This window comes from Bradyrhizobium sp. 4 (genome assembly GCF_023100905.1).
GTDB lineage: Bacteria > Pseudomonadota > Alphaproteobacteria > Rhizobiales > Xanthobacteraceae > Bradyrhizobium.
Genome location: NZ_CP064686.1, coordinates 2,901,060 through 2,923,567, shown reverse-complemented (window position 1 = coordinate 2,923,567; position 22,508 = coordinate 2,901,060). Strand labels below are relative to the sequence as shown.

General features: G+C 64.0%; 22 protein-coding genes. 15 read left to right on the top strand and 7 right to left on the bottom strand.

Annotation, left to right across the window (positions count from 1 at the left end; genetic code table 11):
• From IVB45_RS13315 to IVB45_RS13250, 14 genes are read left to right on the top strand one after another with little or no spacing between them, the layout of a single operon-like run.
• Positions 1 to 834 carry a phosphoenolpyruvate hydrolase family protein gene (locus tag IVB45_RS13315; protein ID WP_247359673.1) on the top strand — a complete coding sequence of 278 codons (834 nt, stop codon included), beginning with the start codon at positions 1 to 3 and terminating at the stop codon, positions 832 to 834.
• Positions 835 to 859: 25 nt separating this feature from the next.
• The gene (locus IVB45_RS13310) at positions 860 to 3,763 is read left to right on the top strand and encodes a flotillin family protein (protein ID WP_247359675.1); all 2,904 of its coding nucleotides are present in this window, start codon (positions 860 to 862) and stop codon (positions 3,761 to 3,763) included.
• A gap of 9 nt (positions 3,764 to 3,772) precedes the next feature.
• Entirely contained in the window at positions 3,773 to 4,210 is a 438-nt protein-coding gene (locus IVB45_RS13305; RefSeq protein ID WP_027569315.1) for an SRPBCC family protein, read from the top strand.
• 5 nt (positions 4,211 to 4,215) lie between these two features.
• Positions 4,216 to 4,665 (top strand): SRPBCC family protein, encoded by a 450-nt coding sequence (locus IVB45_RS13300; protein ID WP_247359677.1) that lies wholly within the window; start codon positions 4,216 to 4,218, stop codon positions 4,663 to 4,665.
• Positions 4,662 to 5,480, top strand: a complete 819-nt coding sequence (locus tag IVB45_RS13295) for an FAD binding domain-containing protein (RefSeq protein ID WP_247359678.1) — start codon at positions 4,662 to 4,664, stop codon at positions 5,478 to 5,480. Before IVB45_RS13300 ends, IVB45_RS13295 begins: the two co-directional genes overlap by 4 nt.
• A 5-nt stretch (positions 5,481 to 5,485) precedes the next feature.
• Entirely contained in the window at positions 5,486 to 5,962 is a 477-nt protein-coding gene (locus IVB45_RS13290) for a (2Fe-2S)-binding protein (RefSeq protein ID WP_247359679.1), read from the top strand.
• An 11-nt stretch (positions 5,963 to 5,973) separates the two neighbouring features.
• On the top strand, positions 5,974 to 7,569 hold the full coding sequence (locus IVB45_RS13285; protein ID WP_247359680.1) for a molybdopterin cofactor-binding domain-containing protein: 1,596 nt from the start codon (positions 5,974 to 5,976) through the stop codon (positions 7,567 to 7,569).
• 1 nt (position 7,570) lies between these two features.
• Positions 7,571 to 8,593 carry a molybdopterin cofactor-binding domain-containing protein gene (locus IVB45_RS13280; RefSeq protein ID WP_247359681.1) on the top strand — a complete coding sequence of 341 codons (1,023 nt, stop codon included), beginning with the start codon at positions 7,571 to 7,573 and terminating at the stop codon, positions 8,591 to 8,593.
• A gap of 7 nt (positions 8,594 to 8,600) precedes the next feature.
• Positions 8,601 to 9,482, top strand: a complete 882-nt coding sequence (locus tag IVB45_RS13275; RefSeq protein ID WP_007608639.1) for a MoxR family ATPase — start codon at positions 8,601 to 8,603, stop codon at positions 9,480 to 9,482.
• A complete protein-coding gene (locus IVB45_RS13270) occupies positions 9,479 to 10,600 on the top strand; it encodes a VWA domain-containing protein (protein ID WP_247359682.1) in 1,122 nt (373 codons plus the stop codon). Before IVB45_RS13275 ends, IVB45_RS13270 begins: the two co-directional genes overlap by 4 nt.
• Positions 10,597 to 11,481, top strand: coding sequence for an amidohydrolase family protein (locus IVB45_RS13265; RefSeq protein ID WP_247359683.1), 885 nt, complete (start codon positions 10,597 to 10,599; stop codon positions 11,479 to 11,481). The genes IVB45_RS13270 and IVB45_RS13265 overlap by 4 nt, the downstream gene beginning before the upstream one ends.
• Before the next feature lie 42 nt (positions 11,482 to 11,523).
• Positions 11,524 to 12,372, top strand: a complete 849-nt coding sequence (locus tag IVB45_RS13260; RefSeq protein WP_027569306.1) for an MBL fold metallo-hydrolase — start codon at positions 11,524 to 11,526, stop codon at positions 12,370 to 12,372.
• Positions 12,373 to 12,390: 18 nt separating this feature from the next.
• Complete coding sequence (locus IVB45_RS13255; RefSeq protein ID WP_247359684.1) at positions 12,391 to 13,965, top strand: isochorismatase family protein; 1,575 nt, start codon at positions 12,391 to 12,393, stop codon at positions 13,963 to 13,965.
• A 3-nt stretch (positions 13,966 to 13,968) separates the two neighbouring features.
• Positions 13,969 to 14,595: an NAD(P)H-dependent oxidoreductase gene (locus IVB45_RS13250; RefSeq protein ID WP_247359685.1), complete on the top strand. Its 627-nt coding sequence runs from the start codon at positions 13,969 to 13,971 to the stop codon at positions 14,593 to 14,595.
• Between the two features lie 24 nt (positions 14,596 to 14,619).
• Here IVB45_RS13250 and IVB45_RS13245 read toward each other — a convergent pair whose 3' ends face one another.
• Genes IVB45_RS13245 through IVB45_RS13220 form a run of 6 tightly spaced genes read right to left on the bottom strand, consistent with a single transcriptional unit; the run spans position 14,620 to position 20,485 of the window.
• Positions 14,620 to 15,669: a LacI family DNA-binding transcriptional regulator gene (locus IVB45_RS13245; RefSeq protein WP_247359686.1), complete on the bottom strand. Its 1,050-nt coding sequence runs from the start codon at positions 15,667 to 15,669 to the stop codon at positions 14,620 to 14,622.
• On the bottom strand, positions 15,666 to 16,310 hold the full coding sequence (locus tag IVB45_RS13240; RefSeq protein WP_247359687.1) for a ThuA domain-containing protein: 645 nt from the start codon (positions 16,308 to 16,310) through the stop codon (positions 15,666 to 15,668). Before IVB45_RS13240 ends, IVB45_RS13245 begins: the two co-directional genes overlap by 4 nt.
• 10 nt (positions 16,311 to 16,320) lie before the next feature.
• Entirely contained in the window at positions 16,321 to 17,418 is a 1,098-nt protein-coding gene (locus IVB45_RS13235; RefSeq protein WP_247359688.1) for a Gfo/Idh/MocA family oxidoreductase, read from the bottom strand.
• Between the two features lie 22 nt (positions 17,419 to 17,440).
• Entirely contained in the window at positions 17,441 to 18,289 is an 849-nt protein-coding gene (locus IVB45_RS13230) for a carbohydrate ABC transporter permease (protein ID WP_247359689.1), read from the bottom strand.
• Complete coding sequence (locus IVB45_RS13225) at positions 18,282 to 19,175, bottom strand: sugar ABC transporter permease (protein ID WP_247360154.1); 894 nt, start codon at positions 19,173 to 19,175, stop codon at positions 18,282 to 18,284. Before IVB45_RS13225 ends, IVB45_RS13230 begins: the two co-directional genes overlap by 8 nt.
• 50 nt (positions 19,176 to 19,225) lie before the next feature.
• Entirely contained in the window at positions 19,226 to 20,485 is a 1,260-nt protein-coding gene (locus IVB45_RS13220) for an extracellular solute-binding protein (protein ID WP_247359690.1), read from the bottom strand.
• 163 nt (positions 20,486 to 20,648) lie between these two features.
• Between IVB45_RS13220 and IVB45_RS13215 the strand changes: the two genes are divergently transcribed.
• The gene (locus tag IVB45_RS13215) at positions 20,649 to 21,407 is read left to right on the top strand and encodes an SDR family NAD(P)-dependent oxidoreductase (protein WP_247359691.1); all 759 of its coding nucleotides are present in this window, start codon (positions 20,649 to 20,651) and stop codon (positions 21,405 to 21,407) included.
• A 50-nt stretch (positions 21,408 to 21,457) separates the two neighbouring features.
• On the opposite strand, the gene IVB45_RS13210 is transcribed toward IVB45_RS13215, so the two are convergent.
• Positions 21,458 to 22,501: a 5-methyltetrahydropteroyltriglutamate--homocysteine methyltransferase gene (locus IVB45_RS13210; protein WP_247282330.1), complete on the bottom strand. Its 1,044-nt coding sequence runs from the start codon at positions 22,499 to 22,501 to the stop codon at positions 21,458 to 21,460.
• Positions 22,502 to 22,508 lie beyond the last annotated feature (7 nt).

The window sequence follows — 22,508 nt, the reverse complement described above, 5'->3', positions numbered from 1 at the left end:
ATGGCCCGGTTTGAACGCGCTGCACTGTTGAAGCGCTTCCGCGACATGGCAAGGCGCGGCGAGCCCATCGTCGGCGGCGGCGCCGGCACCGGCCTTTCGGCCAAATGCGAGGAGGCCGGCGGTGTCGACCTCATCGTCATCTACAATTCCGGCCGCTACCGAATGGCCGGCCGAGGCTCGCTCGCGGGATTGATGGCTTACGGCGACGCCAACGCCATCGTGCTGGAGATGGCCGGCGAAGTGCTGCCCGTCGTGACCAGGACGCCAGTGCTCGCCGGCGTCAATGGGACCGATCCGTTCCGCGACATGGATCTTTTTCTGGACCAATTGAAAGCGCTCGGCTTCGCCGGTGTGCAGAACTTTCCGACCGTCGGCCTTATCGACGGCGTGTTCCGCGCCAATCTCGAAGAGACCGGCATGTCCTATGCGCTCGAGATCGACATGATCGCAAAGGCACGCGAGAAGGACCTGCTGACGACGCCCTACGTCTTTAGCGAGAAGGAAGCCGCCGCGATGGCGATCGCGGGCGCAGATATCATCGTCTGTCATCTGGGCCTGACGACCGGGGGCACCATCGGCGCGCAGACCGCACTCAAGCTGACGGATTGCCCGGCGCACATCGACACCTGGGCCTCCGCCGCGCTCGGCGTCAATCCGGACATTCTGGTGCTCGCTCATGGCGGACCGATCTCCGATCCGGACGATGCTGATTTCATCATGAGGAACACACGAAATTGCCACGGCTTCTACGGCGCCTCCTCGATGGAGCGGCTGCCGGTCGAACGGGCGCTGACGGATCAGGTTCGCAAATTCAAGGCGATCGGCTCGCGATAACGCCGAAAGGTCGAGGGAGAGAAACATGTCAGGGACTCTGGTCGGTGAATTGATCCTTTGGCTGATCGTCGCCGTCGTGGTGATCGTGGTCGGCGTCTACATCGTGAACTGGCTCTATCACCGCTCGTCCAAGGAGACCTCATTCGTTCGTACCGGCCTGCTCGGCGAGCGCGTTGTGATCAACGGCGGCGCCTTCGTGCTGCCGTTCATCCACGACTACACGCCGGTCAACATGAACGTGCAGCCGATGGGCATCGTGCGCTCGCGGCAGGACGCCGTGATCACCCGTGATCGCATGCGCGTCGACATCGAGGCCGATTTCTATGTCCGAGTCCAGGCGACTCGCGAAGCCGTGTCTATCGCGGCCGCCACGCTCGGCCGCCGTACCATGGAGCCCGAGCAGCTCCACGCCCTCCTCGCCGGCAAATTCATCTCGGCCATTCGGTCCGTTGCCTCGGAGATGACCCTCGAACAGATGCACGAGCAACGCGGCGAGTACGTCGCCCGCCTCAAGGCGAACGCGGCAGAGGCCCTCGCGCAGAACGGACTCGAGCTGGAATCAGTCGCGATCACCGATCTTGACCAGACCGATCTCGAATTCTTCAACCCCTCGAACCGTTTCGACGCCGAAGGTCTGACCCGCCTGATGGAGGATATCGAGGCCAAGCGCAAGCTGCGCAACGACATCGAGCAGGATTCGATGATCAAGATCCGCTCTCGCAACCTGGAGGCCGAGCGGCAGGCGCTCGAGATCGAGCGCGAAAGCGAGACGGCGCGCCTCGAACAGGAGCGTGACATCGAGATGCGCCGCGCCCTGCAACGCACCGAGGTCGCGCGCGAGCGGGCCCTGCGCGAGACCGAAGCGGAGCAGGCGCAGATTTCCGCCCGTGAAACCATCGAGAAGGCGCGAATCGCCAACGACCAGGCGATCGCCGAAGCCCGTATCGCCTCGGAGCGTGAGACCCGCCAGCGGGAGATCGAGCGCACCCGCACCATCGAGGAGAAGGAACTGCTCGCACGGGAAGAGATCGAGAAGGCCCGGATCGCCAACCAGCGCTCGATCGATACCAGCCGCATCGCTTCCGAGCGCGAGGTGCGCCAGCGCGAAATCGAGCGGATGCAGACCGTCGAGGAAGCCGAGATCACCGCCCGCGAGGCGATCGAGAAAGCGCGTATCCAGCAGGACCGCGTCGTGACCGACGCCCGCATCGCCAACGAGGAGGAGACCCGGCGCCGCGAGATCGACCGGACCCGCGCCGTGGACGAAGCCGAGATCGCTGCCCGCGAGACGACCGAAAAGGCCCGCATCGCCCAGACCATGATTGTCAATGTCGAGCGGATCGCATCCGATGAGCGCACTCGTGCGCTGGAGATCCAGCAGGTGCGTAACATCCAGGAAGCCGAGATCGAGGCGCAGCGCGCGGTCGAGGCGGCGCGCATCGCCCGCGAGCACAGGCTCGCTGTCGAGCGCATCGCAGTCGAGCAGAATACGCGGCAGTTGGAGATCGAACGCAACCAGGCGCTGGAAGTCGCAGAGGTCACCGCGCGCGAAGCCACGGAAGCTGCCCGCATCATTCAGCAAGAACGCGTGCGCTCCCTGGAGATCGCCCGCAACCGCGCCGTCGAGGAAGCCGACATCGCCTCACGCGAAGCCATCGAAGCCGCCCGGATCGCGCAGGAGAAGTCCGTTGCAGCCGAGCGTATCCAGGCCGAGCGTGACACACGTGCGCTCGAGATCGAGCGCACAGCCGTGCTCGAGGCCGCCGAGCTGAAGCGTCGCGACACCATCGAGCGCCAGCGCATCGGCGTCGATCTCGCGCTAGAAGCCGAGCGCATCACCTCCTCCAGGAAGCGCGAAGTCCTCAACATCGAGCACAAGAAGGCGATCGAGATCGCGGACGAGGACCGCGTCATTGCGCTCTCGACCAAGAAATCCGAGCGCATCGACGCCGACCGCCAGGTCAGGCAGGCCGAGATTGTCGCGCGCAAGGAGATCGAGACCACGGACGTCTCGCGCGAACAAGCGCTGGAGGCGGCCCGAATCGAACGGCGACGTTCGATCGAACAACTCGAAGTCGCCCGTGTCCAGTCGCTTCAGGAAGCCGAGATTGCCGCGCGCGAAGAGGTCGACCGCGCCCGCATTGCCTCCGATCGCGGCCTCGACGAGGCCCGCATCGGCCGCGAGCGCGAGCTGCGCAAGCTTGAAATCAATCGCGAGAAGGAGGTCGAGACCGTTCTGATGGAGAAGGCGATTGCCATTCACCTGAAGTCGCTCGAAGAATCTGCGGCCAAGGCCTCGGCCGAGGAAGCGCGGGTGCATGCCACTGAAGCCACCGAGCGCGTCATTACCGCGCGCGAGAGCGAGATCGCGAAGCGCCGTAAGACCGTGGAGATCCTGATCGCCGAGAAGCAGGCCGAGGAAACGCGAATTGCCGCGGAAGCCGAACGGATCCGCGCTGCAGTCGAGGCCGAGGCGCAGCGTATGCTCAACGAGGCCGAGAACGTGCTGACCGACCAGGCGCGCTACTCGCTGTTCCGTAGAAAGCTGCTCGACCGCATCGAGGGTATCGTCCGCGAGAGCGTCAAGCCGATGGAGAAGATCGAGGGCATCCGCATCCTTCAGGTCGATGGCCTCAACGGCAACGGCCATGGTGGCAATGGCGGCCGTAGCGCCACCGACGAGGTGATCGACTCGGCGCTGCGCTACCGCGTCCAGGCGCCGCTGATCGACTCGCTTCTGGCGGACATCGGCGTCGAAGGTGGCAGCCTCGCCAAGATGCCAGGCCTGATCCGGGAAGCTCGCGACATGCAGGGCATCAAGGACTCCGCACGCAAGGGCAGCGACAGTGGCGGTGGCGAGAAGCCAGCTGCTGCGCCCTCGCCCGACGGGGAGCCGCCCCCTGAGCGCAGCCCCCGGAAGAAGGGCTGAGGTGGCACCATGGCCCGGGTCTACGTCTCAACCGTCGTCAACGCACGCAACGATCGCGTCTGGGCGCGGGTACGCGACTTCAACGGTCTGCCGAACTGGCATCCCGCGATTGCGGAAAGCCGCATCGAGGGCGGCGAGCCCTCCGACAAGGTCGGCTGCGTCAGGGATTTTCGCCTGCGCAACGGCGATCGTATCCGGGAAAAGCTGCTTGGCCTGTCCGATTACGACATGTTCTGCACCTACTCGATCCTCGAATCCCCGATGGGGGTCGAGGACTACGTCGCGACGCTTCGGCTGACGCCGGTCACGGATGGCGACCAGACCTTCATGGAATGGACCGCTGAGTTCGACTGCGCACCCGAGCGGGAGGCGGAGCTCGTCGCGAATATCGGCGGCGGCGTGTTCCAGGGCGGCTTCGACGCCCTCAAACGCCAGTTCGGAGGCTGAGCGCCGTGCCGCACATCGTCAAGAGCACGATCCTGGATTCGCCGACCGGCTCCGTGTGGGCGCTGCTGCGTGATTTCAACGGGCACGATCGCTGGCATCCGGCGGTTGCGACCTCCACGATCGAGCGCGCGCAGGGCTCGGACAAGATCGGCTGCGTCAGGCGCTTCAAGCTGCAGGACGGCTCCGAGCTGCGCGAGCAATTGCTGACGCTGTCGGATCTGGAGCAGACCTTCAGCTATTGCCTGCTCGATACGCCGGTTCCGATGTTCAACTACGTAGCGCACGTCCGCCTGCTGCCCGTGACGGACGGCGACCGTACCTTCTGGCACTGGGAATCCCGCTTCTCGACTCGGCCGGAGGACAAGGACCGGATCACCCACATGGTCGCGGAAGATATCTACCAAGCGGGATTCGACGCGATCCGCCGGCACCTCAAGGAGGCTGTGTCAACATGACTGTGACGGTGAAGACCTTCACGAGCTCGAGCGAGGCCGCCGCGGCGCTGTCGTCCGATCGCAACGCACGCTATCTCGGCGGCGGTACGCTGGTGATGCGCGCACTGAACGAAGGTGACATCTCGGTCTCGACCGTCGTGCGAACAAATGACCATGCCTTGACGCGCATCGACCCCTCCGGCCCACGGATCACCCTGGGTGCTGGCGTAACTTTCGCCCGGATTCTGGGCGAACGCGACCTCGCTTTCCTGCACGCCCCTGCTCGCTCGATAGGCGGCCCGGCGGTGCGCAACATGGGTACGGTGGGCGGCAATCTGTTCGCGCCCAGTCCCTATGGCGATTTCACCGTCGCCCTGCTTGCGCTCGATGCCACCGTGGCCCTGCAAGGTGGCTTTGGCTCGCGCGACATTCCAATCGAGGAATTTTTGCAGTCGCGCGAAAGGCAGGCGGGGACGCTCGTGCTGTCGGTGTCGTGCACGCGACCGACCAGCGCGGAGGCTTTTCGCTACCGCAAGATCGCCCGGATCAAGCCTAAAGGCGGCTCCGTCATCACGCTCGCTGCACATCTGCCTATCAGTGGCGGACGGATCGCCGGTGCACGAATTGCATTGGGATCGATGGCGCCGACGCAAATACGCGCGCGGACGGCCGAACGCGCTCTCGAAGGCCGCGCGCTCGATGCCGCGACCGTTGCGGCCGCAGCCTCGGCAGCTGCGGAGGGAACATCGCCGTCCGACAACGCGCTCGGCAGCGCCTGGTATCGCCGCGAGATCGTCGGCGTCCATCTGCGTCGTCTTCTTTTGGGTCAGGAATAGATCGTATGGCCAAGACTGCCCTGCAATTTCGTCACAACGGCAGCGATGTTGCCATTTTCGTTGACGGCGGCACCAACCTGCTCGTCGCGCTTCGCGAATTCATCGGCGACATGACGCCGAAATTCGGCTGCGGCCAGGGCGGCTGCGGCACCTGCAGCGTCCTGATCGACGGCGAGCTCCATCTCTCCTGTCTGACGCTGGCCGAGACCGTCGCCGGCCGCTCCGTCGAGACGCTGGATAGCCTGAAGCAAGGACCCAACCTCCACCCGCTGCAACGCGCCTTTGCCGAGAATTTTGCTGCCCAGTGCGGCTATTGCACGCCGGGCATGCTGATGGCCGCCAAGGCACTACTCGATCACAATCCCTCCCCGAGCCGCGCCGAGATCGTCGAGGCGATCTCCGGCAACATCTGCCGCTGCACCGGCTACGAGCCGATCATCAACGCCATCCTCGCCGCCTCCGGCGGCCGGGTGAGCGCCTGAAGGACCACATCATGCTGGAACTGCGCAAAGATATTTTCGCCGACGAGCGCGACGACAATCTCAAGGAGATCGGCAAGGGCACGCAGCGCCAGGACATGCTCGGCCATGTCACAGGCACATCGAGCTATTTCAACGACCACAAGCTCCAGGGGATGCTGCACCTGAAAGTCGTCCGCTCGATCCATTCGCATGCAAGGATCCGGCGGATCGACACCACGGACGCTGAGCGCTCAGCCGGCGTGCGCCGGATCATCCGCGGCTCCGACGTACCCCGCAACCTCAATACGCTCTTGAGCCTGATCAATTTCGGCAAGGACGACGAGCCCTCGCTCGCCGTCGACAAGGTCCGCTACAAGGGGGAGCCGATCCTGGCCATCGTCGCCGACAGCGAGCGCGAGGCCTTTGAAGCTATCTCGAAAGTCCGCATCGACTACGAGCCGTTGCCAACCGTGTTCGACGTCGAAGATGCGCTGAAGGCCGGCGCACCCGTCGTCAACGACACCTATCCGAAGAATGCCTTCATTTATCACGACACATATGATCACCAGAAACTCCGCTTCGGCGATGCCGATGCCGCACTCGCGACCGCCGATCACGTGCTCGAACAGCGCTACCAGATGTCGCCTATCGAGCACGCGCCGACCGAAACCAACGGGTCGATCGCGGCGCCCGACACCAACGGGCGCTTTGTCGTCTATACGTCGACGCAGGCGCTGTTCTTCTCGGTCGACACCTGCGCCAAGATTCTCGACGTCCCCTCGAACACCTTCCATTTCATCGGCGGCACCGTCGGCGGCGGCTTTGGCGGCAAGGTGGATACGCTGACCGAACCTTTATGCATCCTCGGTGCGATGCTGACGGGACGTCCCGTGCGCTACGTGTTCGGACGCGAAGAAGAGATGCAATACGGCCCACCACGCGGCGCCGAGCGCATCTACATCAAGGATGGCGTGATGCGTGACGGCCGTGTCGTCGCGCGAAAGGTCCGCGCGTATTTCGACAGCGGCGCATATACGCGGCTCTCGAGCTATGCCGCGGTGAAATGCGCGGCCCATCTGCCAGGGCCCTACACCATCCCCAACGTCTATGGCGACGTCTACTGCGTCTTCACCAACCGTACGCCGGCAACCGCGATGCGCGGCTTCGGCGTCACCGCAATGGATTTTGCGATCGAGTGCCAGATGGACAAGCTCGCGAACCTCGTCGGCATGGATCCGATGGAGTTCCGCATCCTCAATGCCTATCGCGACGGTGACATGAAGGCGCATCGGCGCGAGGCCAAGAACACGGCGTTGATCGAGTGCGTCCAGGTCGCCGCGGAGAAAGCCAAATGGCCGATCCGCGACGAGTTCAAGCGCGCCTCCTCCCGCAAGGACGGTGGCGGCAGTCGCGCCGCCATCCCGCAGACGCCTGCCGAGACCCCGGTGAGGACGACCACCCCAGCGCAGCAGCGCACGAGCTATGATCGCCTGCCGACGGCCGCGTTGCGCGAACCGCCGCGCGAGCCCCCACCGCCCGCGCCCTTCCCGCCGCAGCCACCGCGACCGGCATCGCCCTCGCATGGGGCGGGCCGATTCTCATCCGTGTTCGGCACCAGGAGGCGTTGAGATGACCCGACATCGCGGACGCGGCATCGCATCGGTCAATTATCCCATCGGCATGAACCTCGGCGGCGATCCCAGCCAGGCCCTGGTTCATTCCAATCCAAGCGGCAAGTTCACTGTGGCGCTATCCTCGATCGATCTCGGCCAAGGCATGAAGTCGGTAACGCGGCAGATTTGCGCAGAGACGCTCGGCGTACCCGTTGAGGACGTTTATGTCGACACCGCCGATTCCGACACCGGCCCGCATTGCATGGGCTCGTTCGCCTCGCGCGGCACCCATCGGGTCGGCAATGCCGTGATGGCGGCGGCACGCGAGGCGCGCGGCGTGATGATGGAGGCCGCCGCGGAGGAACTCGAGGTCAACGCCGCCGATCTCGAAACCGACGGACGTGGCAACATCCACGTCAAGGGCGCGCCGCACCGCTCGATCTCCACCAAGGACGTCGCCATCGCCGCGCAGTTCAAGCAAGGCAAGACCATCGCCGGCCGTGGCATCTTTCTCGTTCCTCTGTCCAATGTCGATCCCGAGACCGGCGAGATGTCGCCGGCGACCTGCTACGCCCATGCCTGTCTTGTCGCCGAGGTTGAGGTCGACGACGAGACCGGCGAGGTCACGATGATCCGCATGGACTCTGCCTATGAGCTCGGCCGTGCGCTCAACCCACGCCTGGTCGAGCAACAGCTCGTCGGCGGCGCCTGGATGGGCGTCAGTCACGCGCTCTACGAGACGCCTGAGCCCTATTATCCCGATCCTGTCCACGGCCCTCGCGACTTCGTCGAATATGTCATGCCCGGTCCTGGCGACATCTGCCCGCACGACATCGCCGTGTTGGAACGCCCGGCTCCCGATGGCCCCTTCGGCGCCAAGGGTCCCGGGGAAATGTGCGCGAATCCCGTATTGCCGGCCGTTGCGAACGCCATCTTCAACGCCGTCGGCGTCCGCATCGACGACCTGCCGATTACGCCGGAGAAGGTGTTGCGCGCGATCAAGGCCGAGGGCGGCGCGCGCCCTCAGACGCGGCGCTGAGGTCTCGATGGCCGTCCGCAGCAACATCGTCGGCATCGACAGCCCCGAGGCACTGGAGAAGGCGCTTCGGGCGGCCTATTACCTCGCCGACGAGGGACTGGCGACCGCAGCCTATCTCGGGCTGGCACTCGGCAAGCCATTGCTGCTCGAGGGTGCGCCGGGTGTCGGCAAGACCGAGGCCGCCAAAGCCATTGCCGCTGTCCTCGGCCGCCGCCTGATCCGCCTGCAATGCTACGAAGGCATCGACGCATCCGCCGCACTCTATGAATGGAACTATCCGCGCCAGATGCTCGCAATCCGCCAGGCCGGCGATGAGAGCATCGATATCTACGGCGAAACGTTTCTGATCGAGCGACCGATGCTGGCGACGTTGCGCGCGCCTGACTCAACCGTGCTGCTGATCGACGAAATCGATCGCGCCGACCAGGAGTTCGAAGCTTTCCTGCTCGAGTTTCTGTCCGACTTCCAAATCTCGATCCCGGAGCGCGGTACGGTGCGTGCCTCGGAGCGCCCGGTCGTCGTGCTGACCTCAAACCGCACGCGGGATCTTCATGAAGCCTTGCGGAGGCGGTGCGTCTATCACTGGATCGGCTATCCCTCCGCCGAGCGCGAAGCACGCATCGTGATGATGCGGGCCTCCAGCGTCGCCGAGGGAACCGCGCGGGCTGTCGTCGCGGCCGTTGAGAAGCTGCGACGCGAGCCGCTCAGCAAGGCGCCCGGGATCGCCGAAGCCGTCGACTGGGCTGAGGCTGCCACACTGCTGCACAAGGGCGGCGCGCGCTGGCCCGATGCCTTCAGGCGCTCGATCGGCGTTGCCCTGAAAGACGAGGAAGATCTGCACTTCATTTCGCCGCGCCTCGACGCCCTGCTGGCGGAGGCCTCTGCATGAGCGCCGAACCCGAACTGCCGCGCGCTGCGCGCGTTTTCATCTCGTTCGTCGGGTTGTTGCGAACGAACAGGTTTGCCGTCGCGCCGGAACAGACGACATCGTTCCTGGCCGCGATCCAGTTGCTCGGCCCCCGCAGCCTGGAAGACATTCGGCAGGCAGCCCTCGCGACACTGGCCTCTCCCCCGGAGCGTCGCGCAACGTTCGACCGGCTGTTCGATCTGCACTTTCGCGGAAACGAGGCCATCGAGCGCGTCGATGACGGTGAGGACGACGAGACAGTTCGGCTGCAAGAGGAGGCTCGTGGAAACGACGAGCCGCTGTTGTCGGACGAGGCCAACGAGTCCGGTCTCGCAGCTGCGCGCGCCGAAGCCCTGGTCGAGCGCCGCTTTGCGCAGCTCTCGACCACCGATGCGCTGCGCCGGCTTGCCCGCGAGGCGCCGAGGCGCCTGCCGAAGCGGCGCGGCCATCGCCGCATGCGGGCTCGCAGCGGGCCCTACGCGGATTTGCGCCGCACCCTACGCGACTCCGTTCGCAGCGACGGCGAAATTCTCCGGCTGGGACGTTTGAAGCGGCGGCAGCGTCCACGCAAGGTGTTGCTACTGATTGACGTCTCTGGCTCGATGAAGACCCGCACCGAAGAGAATATGAAGTTCGCGCACACCCTGGTGCAGGCGGCGCCCAACGTCGAGGTCTTCACCTTCGGCACGCGGCTGACCCGCATCACCCGGCCGTTGCGTCTCAAGCGGCGCGAGCAAGCGCTCAACGCCGCGGCCTATGCAGTCAGCGACTGGGACGGCGGCACCCGAATCGGCGACGCGCTGCAGGCCTTTCTCGCCGTGCCCCGCTTCGGCGGATACGCGCGGGGCGCCGCCGTGATCATCGTTTCCGACGGCCTTGAGCGGGGCGAACCCGATGCGTTGCGCGATGCGGTCGCGAAACTATCGCGCCGCGCGTGGCGCGTGAGCTGGCTGACGCCGCTCGCGTCCGGCCCCGGTTTTCGCCCGCAGACCGAAGCGCTGGTCGCGATCGAGCGCTTCGTCGACGACCTCGTCGATGGAGGATCGAGCGCGTCGATCGTCGCGCATGTGCTGGCGCTGGGACAAAGGAGAGTTGCGTGACCGACATCGTCGATGGGCACCATCATATCTGGCGCCAGGCCGACCTGCCCTGGCTGGTGGGTCCGATGCAGCCGCGCATCTTCGGTCCGTACGAGCCGATCCGGCGCGATTACCCGATAGAGGAATATCTCCGCGACCTCGAAGGCAGCGGCGTCACCCGCTCGGTCTATGTCCAGACCAACTGGGCCAATGACCGCTACGAGGACGAGGCCGCCTGGGTGCAGCAGACGGCCGAGGAGCACGGCTGGCCGCATGCCATCGTGGCTTACGCCGATTTTTCAGTCGACGACGTGCGTCCACAACTCGACCGCCTGAAGCGCTATGCCCTCGTGCGCGGCGTCCGCATGCAACTTCATTGGCACGAGAACCCGCTTTATCGCTTTGCCGCGCGGCCGGATCTCTGCACCGATCCCGTGATCCAGCGCAACATCGCCCGGCTTGCGGACTATGGCTGGAGCTTTGACCTTCAGGTGTTCACGCCGCAGATGCCGGACGCCGCACACCTTGCGGAAGCCTGCCCGAAGGTGACCTTTATCCTGCAGCACGCTGGCATGCTGGAGGACCTTTCACCCTCAGGCCGCGCCGCGTGGCGCGCCGGGATGGCCCGCCTCGCCGCATGCCCGAACGTCGTGTCGAAACTGTCGGGGCTCGGAACCTTCATCCACGGCAACGACCCCGCGCATATCGCATCCGTCCTGATCGACACGATCGCGATCTTCGGCGCCGAACGCTGCCTGTTCGGTTCGAATTTCCCAATCGAGAAATTGTGGACCAGTTACCGCGAGCTGATCGATGCCTTCCGTGCCGCCGCGGCGCCGCTGCGCGATGATCAGCGCCAAGCCATTTTCAGAACCACCGCCATACGCGTCTATCGGCTTTGAGCGCTGAGGAAACGAACAAAAACGGATACAGGGAGGGACGGAATGCCGCTGGAGATCAAGATCCTGGACTATGGCGATATCGAGCTGGAATCGAGCTTTCTGGTTCTCGGCCACGACTGCGGCCGGACCCGCCGTGTCCTCACACTCGGCTTCCTGATCCTCGGCGGCAAATATCCGGTCGTGGTAGATACGGGTTATCGCTCCAACCAGATCATGGAAACGCTGGGGATGCGCGGCCTGCAGTATCACGAGCACATGATCGAGAACCAGCTTGCGCGGCACGGCGTGCGGATGGGCGATGTGCGCTTCGTCTGCCACACCCATCTGCATATCGACCACGCCGGCAAGGACGATCTGTTTCCGATGAACACGACCGTCGTCCTCAACCGCCGCGAGCTCGAATATTCCGTGTCCGGCCTGATGCATCCGCAATATCCGGCGCCGGATATCAAGCATCTGATCGACCGTCTGCACACCAAGAGCGCGCTGCGCTTTCTCGACCTCGAGATCACAGGTCCCATCGAATTGATGCCGGGCGTCTACTGCGACGCAGCGAATGCGCATACCGAGGGCTCGATGAACATCATCGTCGAAACCGCCGACGGCATCGCCACTATCTGCGGCGACGTGATCTATGATTTCAACGACCAGATCGTGACGCCCTTCAACGAGATCCACGACTGGGAGCCACGCACCACGGGCAACCACGGCACCACCAAGCGGGCCGAGAAGGCCGCCATCAAAAAGCTGCTGAGCAATTCGCGCTATCTGCTGCCGGTCCACGACCGTCCCGCCAAGATCGAGGGCGGCAACGTCGTCGGCAGGCTACACGACCAGGTGCCTGGGCCGATCGTGCAATCCCTGCCCCAGCGCAACTGGTTTCCGGCCTAGACGCCAGAGGATCGACCGATGACGCACGTCACCTTGCGTTCCGAATTCGAGACCCTGATCGACCCCTACGCGCCAGTCGCGCAGATCGGCACCGGTTTTGACTTCACGGAGGGACCGATCTGGCATCCGGTCGATCATTATCTGCTGTTCTCCGACATGCCGGGCGACGTACGCCGGCGCTGGGATGCGCGGCGCGGCGTCGCCGAGGTCAAGCGTCCCTCGAACAAATGCAACGGCATGACCTATGACGCCGAGCTCAATTTGATCGTTTGCGAGCACGCGACATCGTCGCTGATCCGCGAGCGGCCGGACGGGCGGCGCGAGGTGCTGGCCTCCCACTTTGGGAGACAGGAGCTCAACAGCCCCAACGACGTCTGCCTGCACTCCTCCGGCGCGATCTATTTCTCGGATCCCTGGTATGGCCGCATGCCCGTCTATGGCGTCGAGCGGCCGAGGCAGCTCGGCTTCCAGGGCGTCTATCGCGTCGTGCCCGGCGCCGAGCCGAAGCTCGTCGTCGAGCGCAATCTGTTCGACCAGCCGAACGGGCTGTGCTTTTCGCCCGACGAGAAACTGCTCTATGTCAACGACACCGTGCAGGCACTGATCCGCGTATTCGACGTCAACGGCGACGGCTCGCTGTCGAGTGCGCGTGTGTTCGCGAGCGGCATCCGCTCCGAGCTCGAGCCCGGCTTGCCCGACGGCATGAAGTGCGACCAGCACGGCAACGTCTGGGTTACGGCACCCGGCGGGGTCTGGGTCTATTCGCCGCGGAGCGAGCTGCTCGGCAAGCTCCGCTTGCCCGAACTCGTCGCTAACCTTACCTGGGGCGGGCCGGATTTCCGCACGCTGTACCTGACTTCGACACACTCGGTCTATGCTATTCCCACCAAGGTCGGACCGCGCCACGAGCCCTATATGAGCGGCAAGCGAGGCGGCGGCACAGCAGCCGCCGGCTCTGCTTCCGCTGCACCCGTCCTCGCCGCGGGCGAGATGCAGCTCGACCCGCGACGCTGTGCCATGATCATCCAGGATCTCCAGAACGACGTCATCATGGACGGGGGCGCATTCGCCGATTCCGGCGCACCAGGTCACGCGAAGCAGCAGCACGTCGTCGAGAATGTCCGCCGCCTGGCTGAAACCGCCCGGGCGCGCGGCGTCGCCATCATTTATGTCTGGTTCGTCGTCGAGCCCGGCGCGCCCGGCGTGACGCTGAATGCGCCGCTGTTCGAGGGTCTCGTCGACAGTAAGGCGATGGTGCGCGGAAGCTGGGGGGCAGCACCGGTGTCAGGTCTCGAGCCGAGGCCCGGCGATTTCGTGGTCGAGAAGGTGCGAATGAGCGCCTGGGAAGGCACGAGGCTCGAAACGATCCTGAAAGCCACCGGCCGCGACATGATCATCAACACCGGCGCCTGGACCAACATGTCGGTCGAGCACACGGCGCGGACCGGTGCCGACAAGGGCTACTTCATGATCGTTCCTGAGGATTGCTGCTCGACCATGAATGCCGACTGGCACGCTGCCTCGATCAACTTCGCCATGCAGAATGTCGCCGTCGTGACCAAGGCCGATGCCGTCATCAAAGCGCTGGGATGAGCGGTGGCGAAGCTCCTGCACCTGTCCTGCTCGCCCCGCGACGACTCCTTGTCAAGCGCCGGCGCACGCGTTTTCCTCGACGGCTTTCGCCGAGCTCGGCCCGATTGGGACGTGGACGTCATGGATCTCTGGCGCGAGCGCCTGCCGGAGTTTTCAGGCCCCATTGTCGAAGCCAAATATGCACGGATGAAGGCGCAAGCCTTCAACGACGCGCAGCGGGACAGCTTCGCGGAAGCCGAGCGGATGGCGGTGCGCTTAGCGCTCGCCGAGCGGGTGCTGATTTCGACGCCGATGTGGAACTTCAGCATTCCCTATAAGCTCAAGCAATTCTTCGACGTCATCGTCCAGCCCGGGCTTAACTTTCGGTTCGACCCATCCCTTGGATACATTCCGTTGCTGAAAGACCGGCCGACCATCGTCATCATTGCCAGTGGCAGCGATTTCGCCACCGGAATGAACCGCGGGCGCATCGACATGGCAACGCCTTACCTGCGCGAAATTTTGCGTTTTGTCGGTATCAACAATGTCCGTTTCATTCCGATCGGGCCAACCACCGGACCGCAACAGCCCATTGAGGCGGCCCGCGAAAGAGCCCACCAACGTCTGGCCGAAATGGCCGCGAGCTTCTGATGCACCCCGCAGGCCATTCAAAGGTTACGGCAAATTGTCCCGCAGAAAAATGTCGATGCGGATGCGCTCCTGGTCGGGGCTGATGGGCTCACCCGAACAATGCGCGAGCAGGACTCGCGCTGCGGACCGGGCCTCGTGGCCGGGATCCTGGTTGATGATGGCATCGAGGGTGCCACGGACCAGGAAACGCCGCGTGTATTGAGTCAGCTCGTGGGCAATCCAGACCACCTCACGCGCCCGTCCCGAGGCCTCGAGCGCATCGGCGATGCCACGGTTCCCGGCGCCACAGCAGTATATGCCGCGCAGATCTGGCTGGCGCGCGAGCAGTGCCGCAGTGAGCTCCCGCGTCCGCTTGGTGTCATCGCGACCCTCGATCACCGGCAGCGCGAGCAGGTTCGGATACTCGCTGGACAGGATTTGGTGGAAGCCGAACTGCCGCTCAGTGTGATCGCGCAGCGACAACGATCCTGCGATCACGGCCACCGTCCCCTCGCGACCAGTGAGGAACCGTCCCATCAGCGTTGCAGCGGTGCGGCCTGCCGCCGGGTTGTCGATGCCGACATAATGCAGCCGGCGCGAGCTCGGCGCGTCCGACACAAGGGTCACCACAGCGACGCCGCGCGTGGTGAGCTCGTCGATCGCGGCGCGCACCCTGGGATGATCGAGCGCGATGACGGCGACGCCCTGGTACGCGGGCGAGAGATTTTCCAGCGCGGTGGCGAGTACGTCCGGATCGAACACATCGACATGGAGGATATCAATGAAGCCGCGCTGGCCGGCGAGCCAGTCCGCGGTGCGCTGGACCTGCTCGGTCAAGTTGGTCATGAAGCTGTTGGTACCGGTCGGCAGCACGAAGGCAAAGCGGAACGTCTGCCCCCGTGCAAGCCGAGCGGCCGCGACGTCGGCTCGATAGCCGAGTTTTGCCACCGCGGCCTCGACCCGCGCCACGGTCTTGGCGCGCACGCCCTCGCGCCGGTTGACGACGCGATCGACCGTGGCGAGCGAAACACCCGCCGTGCGCGCGACGTCTTCAAGCGTAGCGCGAACCACCGACTGGGTCGCAACGGCTGTCATTCGCGCGCCGCCCACAACATGCCACGGGTCATCAACGTCCGGATCTCCGGTACGTCGAGCTCGTAAGCGCGGTGGCCGAGCGAGGAATAGAACACCCTGCCCGCGCCGTATCGCTTCTTCCAGACCACGGGCATCACCACGCCCTCGATCCAGGGCGCGTGCTCGCCGGTGAAGGCCGTCGTCGCCAACACCTCGTTGGCGGGGTCGACATGCATGTAGTATTGCTCGGAACGATGCTCGAAACTCTTCAGGCCCTTCATGATGGGATCATCCGGCTTCGTCAAGTCGACCTTGTAGTCGATGATGTTGCCGGGATGCGCAACCCACTGCCCGCCACACAGGAACTGGTAATCGACGGAATCGCGGAATGCGTCGCCCATGCCGCCATGATGGCCGGCGAGCCCGACGCCGCTGCGGACCGCAGCGCAGAGATTGAGCGCTTCCGCCTTCTCGATTGTCGACATGGTATAGATCGGGATGATCAGCGACAGGTCGTGAATCGCGGGATCGGCGAACGCGGCGGTGGTGGTTTCGATCCGCACCTCGAAGCCTTCCGCCTTCAGCCAACCACGGATCATCGAAGCACAGAGATCGGGATCGTGCCCCGGCCAACCGCCCCATACAATCATTGCCTTGCGCATGTTTCTGTCCTTAGTCGATCTGTCCGGTTTCACGCCCGGCCGGCAGCATCGCCGGCCGCTCGACGCAGCTCTCGATCTTGACGCGTCGCCCTTCGTCGGCAGAGATCTGGAACGCCTCCATCACCTCCAGCACGTGGAACGCGAGCGCGCCGCTGGCACGATGCAGCCGGTTGTTCAGGATCGCGGAGGCCATGTCCGCGACGCCAATGGAACGGAACTCGCCATCGACATGACCGTGGGTCAGCGGGACCGGCTCCCAGTCGCCGCCGGTCTTGGCGACTTGTACTTCGCCGCCGAAGCGGTTCGGGTCCGGCACGAGCATGCTGCCCTTGTCGCCATAGATCTCGATTGGCGCGTGCCGGTGCTTGGGGACATCAAAGCTCATCGCGATCGAGACGACCGCCCCGCTCTCGAATTCGAGCGTGCCGGCGACATGGGTCGCAACTTCGACCGGAATCAACGTCCCGTTCATCGGCTCGCTGGTGACCAGCCGCTCGGATTTCGGACGCGCGGTCGAGCCCATCACGCTCGCCACGGGGCCGAGCAGCTGCACGAGATCGGTGATGTAGTACGGACCCATGTCAAGCATAGGCCCGCCGCCGCGCAAATAGTAGAAACCCGGCGCCGGATGCCAACGCTCGTGGCCGGGGCAGCCGAAGAACGCGCTGCCGGCCACGGGCGTGCCGATCGCGCCATCGTCGATCAGCTTGCGCGCGGTCTGATGCCCACCGCCAAGGAACGTATCAGGCGCGCAGCCGACGCGAAGGCTCTTCTGCGCGGCGAGGTCCATCACCTTGCGGGCTTCCGTGACGTTGATGCCGAGCGGCTTCTCGGAATGAACGTGCTTGCCGGCGTTCAGCACCGCTAGGCTGACGTCAGTGTGGGCGAGTGGCACAGTGAGATTGATGACGATCTCGACGTCGTCTCGCTTGAGCAGCTGATCAACCCGCATTGCCGGCAGCCCGAAGGTGGCGCCCTGCCGCTCTGCCGCATCGCTGCGCATATCGGCGAGCGCCTTGATTTCCATGACTGCGAAGCGCTGGGCCGCCTTCAGATAAGCGGTGCTGATATTGCCGCAGCCGATGATGCCGATGCCTACTTTTCTCATTGTGATCTCCGTGAGGTACCGTTCATCCCTTGACCGCACCGGCGGTGAGGCCTGCGACGATGTGTTTCTGCGCCAGAAGAAATAGAATGATCGTCGGCAGGATGGTAAGCGTGATGAAGGCCAGGATCAGATGCCACTCGGACGAATACTCGCCCTGATAAACCATGATGCCGAGCGGCCAGGGATAGAGCGCGTCGGTGTTGAGCATCACCAGCGGCAGCAGATAGGCGTTCCAGCTGTTGACGAAGGTGATGGTACCGACGGTCGCCAGGATCGGCCGCGATAACGGCAACGTTACATAGCGGAAGAATTTGATATAGCTGCAGCCGTCGACCAGCGCGGCCTCCAGCAGTTCGTAGGGGATATCCTTGAAGAAACGCCGCAGCAGCAGCACGCTCATCGCAAGACTGAAGGCCGCCTGCGGCAGGGCTACCCCAAGATATGTATCGAGCAACCCGAGGTCGCGCACCTTGATGAAGAGCGGCAGCACCGCCGTCGCGGCCGGAAACAGCAGGCCCAGCGTAAGGTAGCTCAGCAGCATTGAGCTGCCGTAGAACCTGATATGGGCGAAGGTGAACGCCGCCATTGAGGCGACGATCAGGGTCAGTGCCACCGTGAGGGTCGAGATGATCAGCGAGTTGCGCAAGAGCTGCCAATAGCGTGCAGAGAACAGAATGTCGGCATAGTTCTGCCACTCCCAGTGACGTGGCAGGCCGAACGGATTGACGCGCAGTTCGCCGAGCGATTTCAAGCCACCGAACAAGGTCGCGAGCAGCGGCACCATTACGATGATGGCGACGACGGCGAGGAACACCATCTTGAACAGCATTGAGGGATCGAACGGCGCGCGGATGGCCTTCGCGTTACTCATCGCGCATGAACCATCGCTTGTACGTGAAAGCAAAGGTCACGCAGATCGCAAACAGGATGACCCCGATGGCGCCGCCGTAGCCGACCCGCATGCGCGAGATGCCGTTGTTGTAGAGGAAGCTCACCATCGTGTTCGAGGAGTCCGCTGGCCCGCCGCGCGTCAGGGGCATGACGAGGTCGAACAGCTGCAGCGAACCGACGATGGCGAAGAACACGGAGAGCCTTATCGTCGGATAGAGCAACGGGATGACCACATGTCGCAGGGCTTGCGATCGGGTCGCGCCGTCGATACGCGCCGCCTCGACCAGGCTCTTGTCGAGGCCCTGGAGCGCTGCGATGAACAGCATCATGTGGAAGCCAAAGTACTTCCAGACGACCACGATCAGCACCGCCAGCATGGCCGTATCGGTCGAGGCAAGCAGATGCGGGGGCTCGGCGCCGAAGCTGCGCCAGATCGAAGCCACAAGGCCGTAGTCGCCATCATAGACGAAGCTGAAGATCAGCCCGGTCGCGATCTCCGCCAGGATATAGGGCATGAAGAACAGCATGCGCAGCGCCACTGCCCCGCGAAAGCGCTCGGCGAGCATCAAGGCCAGCGTGAGCGCAAGCGGCAGCTGGATGGAGAGCGAAACAGCGATGATCAGCCCGTTGTTACGCAGCGCGAGCCAGAAGGCGCGGGTCTCCAGCACGAAGCGGTAATTGTCCAAGCCGATCCAGTTGGTCGGCCTGCCGAACCCGTTCCAGTTGAAGCCCGAATACCAGGCTGCTTCGCCGATCGGCAGCACAACGAACAACGTGAACAATAGCAGCGCCGGCGGCAGGAACAGGATGAGCACCGTCAGCCTGCCGTCCCAACTCGGGCCACGGACCGTGACCTGGGGCACCATCTCGCCAGCAGCGCCGATCGTCGACACGCTCGCGGTCCGCCGCGCCACCGTCAGTTGCCCTGCTTCCACGCCATCTCGATCGCCTTGGCAGCCTCTTGCGGGCTCATGCTGCCGCCGGCGATCTCGGCCGTGACGTCGTTGACGACGCGACCGACCGACGGACCCAGGCTCTGGTCATAAAAGTTCTGGTGGTAGTTCGACTTCGCCAGATTGGCGGCAATCAGCTTCATGAAGGAGTTGTTGAGGCCGACATCTGCGCCCTGCACGACCGGGATGATGAAGTTGCCGGCGGCAAGCCGCGTCTGCACCTCTTTGGAGACGAAGTATTTCAGGAAATCGACAGCCTCCTTCGGCGAGCCTTTCGTAATCAGCCAACCGGTGATGCCGCCGAGCGTATCGGTGGGCGCACCCTTGCCGCCGGTCACGACCGGGAAGTCGAACCAGCACATCTTGTCCTCGGTCAATCCGACCTTGTCGGCGGCGAGAGCGCGCTGCAGATGATAAACCGTGCTGATCGCCAGCGTCATCGCCGCCTTGCCGTCGCCGAAATAGCCGACCGCCTGCGGATTCTTGAAACCCAGGAAGCCATTCTGGAACGGCTGGAGATCCACGAGCTGCTTGAACAGCTCGCCGGATTTCTGGAAGGTTTCCCCGGCAAAGCCGCCGTTCTCACCGCGCAGCGCCGCATCGAACGCCGCCTTGCCACCGATGCGCACCGCAAGATGCGTCCAGTAGAAGTGCAGCGGCCATTTGTCGGCGCCGCCGACCACGATCGGGGTCACGCCGGCGGATTTCAACGCCTTCACGGCAGCAAGCAGATCGTCCCAGCTCTTGATCCCGGCAGGATCGACCTTCCCCTTGGCCATCAGCTCCTTGTTGCAGAGGAAGCCGACCTGCGAGAGCGCCGTGGGCAGACCATAAACCCGGCCGTTGCTGGTGAAGGCGGCGAGTGCCGCGGGTGTGAGATTGTCGCTGTAGCCCTTCACAGAATCGGTGATGTCGTCGAGCACGCCGGCCTCGATCTGCGTCTTCAGGACACCGCCGGCCCAACTGTAGATGATATTGGGCCGGTCTTTGGATTGCAGGATGGTCGGCAGCTTGGCCTTGTAGGCCTCGTTCTCGAGGAACTGCATCTCGACCTTGACGCCCGGGTGCGACCCCTCATAGGCACGCGCGACCTCCTCCCAGATTTTGACCTGAGCCGGATTGGCCTCGATGTGCAGCCATTTCACCGTCGTATCGGCCGCAGCGAGTTTCGCTCCGAACAGGCATGCGACAACGGCCAGTCCCAGTTTCCCGAGCAGTCTCATCACATTCCTCCCAACGGCTCTTATTCTTGGTGCAATCCTGCCTTCGATTTTTGAGGTACGCAACTGAAATTCTGATCTATGCACCTCACGAAGGAGATCGCTAAGGTGCGCGGGAGAGTCGGGCGGCGCGTCGCGCTGCCCCAACGCAAATCGAGGGATATCCATGGCTGCCGTTTATTCCGACCTCGCCGGCAAGGTCGTTCTCGTCACCGGGGGCGCATCTGGAATTGGCGCTGCGATCGTGCGGCGCTTCGCCCAGCAGAAATCCAATGTCGTGTTCTTCGACATCAAAGTCGACGAGGGCCAATCCCTGGCACGCGAGCTGTCGGATCAAGGTCTTGGCGCGCGTTTCATGCGTGTCGACTTGACCGATATCGCCGCGTTACGTGCCGGCGTTGCGGAGGCGCGCAACATGCACGGCGCGATCAACATCCTCGTCAACAATGCCGCACATGACGAGCGGCACAGCACCGAGGAAATGACACCGGAATATTGGGACAACCGTATCGCGATCAACTTGAAGCACCAGTTCTTTGCTGCGCAGGCCGTGTTGCCGGACATGAAGGCGGCGAACGCCGGCGCCATCGTCAATTTCGGCTCGGTGTCGTGGATCGCCGGACAGGGCGGCATGGCCGCCTACACCGCCAGCAAATCAGGCGTGATCGGTCTCACGCGCTCTCTGGCGCGCGATTACGGCGCCTACAACATCCGCGTGAACGCAATCGCGCCGGGATGGATCATGACCGAGCGCCAGCTCGATAAATGGATGACGCCACAGGGCGAAGTCGAGCTGATGCAACGACAATGCCTGAAGCGCAAGCTCGTGCCGGACGAGGTCGCGAAGTTCACCATCTTCCTCGCTTCCGACGAGGCCTCCGCCTGCACAGCTCAGCACTACATCGTCGATGGCGGCTGGGTCTGAGGCGGACCAAACCCAGATCGTGCAATCGCTGGCGAACGGCTCGAACCTCGTCAACCAAGCTCCTGCCGAACCTTGGCCGCCGCATCGCACATCGCTTTCAATTTCCCAAACGCGACGGCGCGCGGCATGTATTTCATGCCGCAATCGGGCGCCGGAACGAGACGATCGGGCGACACATATTTCAGGCCGTTGCGAATGCGGTCGGCGACCGTGTCGACGCTCTCGATCTGGGGGTCCGCGAGGTCGAGCACACCAAGCATGATTTTCTTTGAGGAGAGGTCCTTCAGAACGCCGAGGTCGAGCTTTGGCTGCGCAGCCTCGATCGAGATCTGGTCGGCAGTCGTATCGTCGAGCTCGGCGAGGAACGAATAGCCGGCCGGCTTGTTCGAGCCTGGCACGACCGCCGCATAGCCGAAACAGAGATGCACGACGGTCGGCACCGTGATGCCCTTCAGCGCGCGGTTGATTGCCTTGACGGCGTAGCGCTTGGCAGAATCCGGATTGTTCCGCACCCAGGGCTCGTCTAGCTGGATCACGTCTGCGCCTGCTCTTTGCAGATCGAGCGCCTCGGCATTGACGGCCTCCGCCAAGGCCATCGCGAGCTCTTCGTCGTCCTTGTAGAACTCGTTCTTGGCCTGCTGGCTCATGGTGAACGGACCCGGCAGGGTGATCTTCGCTGCACGATCGGTATTCCTGCGCAGGAACTGCATGTCATGCAGCTCGACCGGTCCCTTGCGTTTCACCGGGCCGACGACGCGCGGCACCGCGGTCTGGGTGTTACCGGTGCGCGCAACGATCATCGCGGGATTGTCTCCGTCGATCCCGTCGAGCGCCGTGGCGAAGCGGTTGGAGTAGCTCTCGCGACGGATTTCGCCATCGGTCACGATATCGATGCCGGCGCGCTCCATGTCGCGGATCGCAACGATCGTCGCATCGTCCTGGGCCTCCTCCAGATGTTCCGCTGGCAGCCGCCACATGTCGTGCAGGCGCGTGCGCGGCACCACCTTCGACAGCATGGCGCGATTCACGAGCCATTCCGGCTGCGGATAACTTCCGACCACCGTGGTCGGAAGGATATGCGTTGGCATCGGCATGAGGGTC

Bases quoted from the DNA above. Each gene is read 5' to 3' on its own strand.
- IVB45_RS13315 (WP_247359673.1), top strand. From the start codon at position 1: ATGGCCCGGTTTGAACGCGCTGCACTGTTGAAGCGCTTCCGCGACATG.
- IVB45_RS13310 (WP_247359675.1), top strand. From the start codon at position 860: ATGTCAGGGACTCTGGTCGGTGAATTGATCCTTTGGCTGATCGTCGCC.
- IVB45_RS13305 (WP_027569315.1), top strand. From the start codon at position 3,773: ATGGCCCGGGTCTACGTCTCAACCGTCGTCAACGCACGCAACGATCGC.
- IVB45_RS13295 (WP_247359678.1), top strand. From the start codon at position 4,662: ATGACTGTGACGGTGAAGACCTTCACGAGCTCGAGCGAGGCCGCCGCG.
- IVB45_RS13290 (WP_247359679.1), top strand. From the start codon at position 5,486: ATGGCCAAGACTGCCCTGCAATTTCGTCACAACGGCAGCGATGTTGCC.
- IVB45_RS13285 (WP_247359680.1), top strand. From the start codon at position 5,974: ATGCTGGAACTGCGCAAAGATATTTTCGCCGACGAGCGCGACGACAAT.
- IVB45_RS13280 (WP_247359681.1), top strand. From the start codon at position 7,571: ATGACCCGACATCGCGGACGCGGCATCGCATCGGTCAATTATCCCATC.
- IVB45_RS13275 (WP_007608639.1), top strand. From the start codon at position 8,601: ATGGCCGTCCGCAGCAACATCGTCGGCATCGACAGCCCCGAGGCACTG.
- IVB45_RS13270 (WP_247359682.1), top strand. From the start codon at position 9,479: ATGAGCGCCGAACCCGAACTGCCGCGCGCTGCGCGCGTTTTCATCTCG.
- IVB45_RS13260 (WP_027569306.1), top strand. From the start codon at position 11,524: ATGCCGCTGGAGATCAAGATCCTGGACTATGGCGATATCGAGCTGGAA.
- IVB45_RS13255 (WP_247359684.1), top strand. From the start codon at position 12,391: ATGACGCACGTCACCTTGCGTTCCGAATTCGAGACCCTGATCGACCCC.
- IVB45_RS13245 (WP_247359686.1), bottom strand. From the start codon at position 15,669: ATGACAGCCGTTGCGACCCAGTCGGTGGTTCGCGCTACGCTTGAAGAC.
- IVB45_RS13240 (WP_247359687.1), bottom strand. From the start codon at position 16,310: ATGCGCAAGGCAATGATTGTATGGGGCGGTTGGCCGGGGCACGATCCC.
- IVB45_RS13235 (WP_247359688.1), bottom strand. From the start codon at position 17,418: ATGAGAAAAGTAGGCATCGGCATCATCGGCTGCGGCAATATCAGCACC.
- IVB45_RS13230 (WP_247359689.1), bottom strand. From the start codon at position 18,289: ATGAGTAACGCGAAGGCCATCCGCGCGCCGTTCGATCCCTCAATGCTG.
- IVB45_RS13225 (WP_247360154.1), bottom strand. From the start codon at position 19,175: ATGGTGCCCCAGGTCACGGTCCGTGGCCCGAGTTGGGACGGCAGGCTG.
- IVB45_RS13220 (WP_247359690.1), bottom strand. From the start codon at position 20,485: ATGAGACTGCTCGGGAAACTGGGACTGGCCGTTGTCGCATGCCTGTTC.
- IVB45_RS13215 (WP_247359691.1), top strand. From the start codon at position 20,649: ATGGCTGCCGTTTATTCCGACCTCGCCGGCAAGGTCGTTCTCGTCACC.
- IVB45_RS13210 (WP_247282330.1), bottom strand. From the start codon at position 22,501: ATGCCGATGCCAACGCATATCCTTCCGACCACGGTGGTCGGAAGTTAT.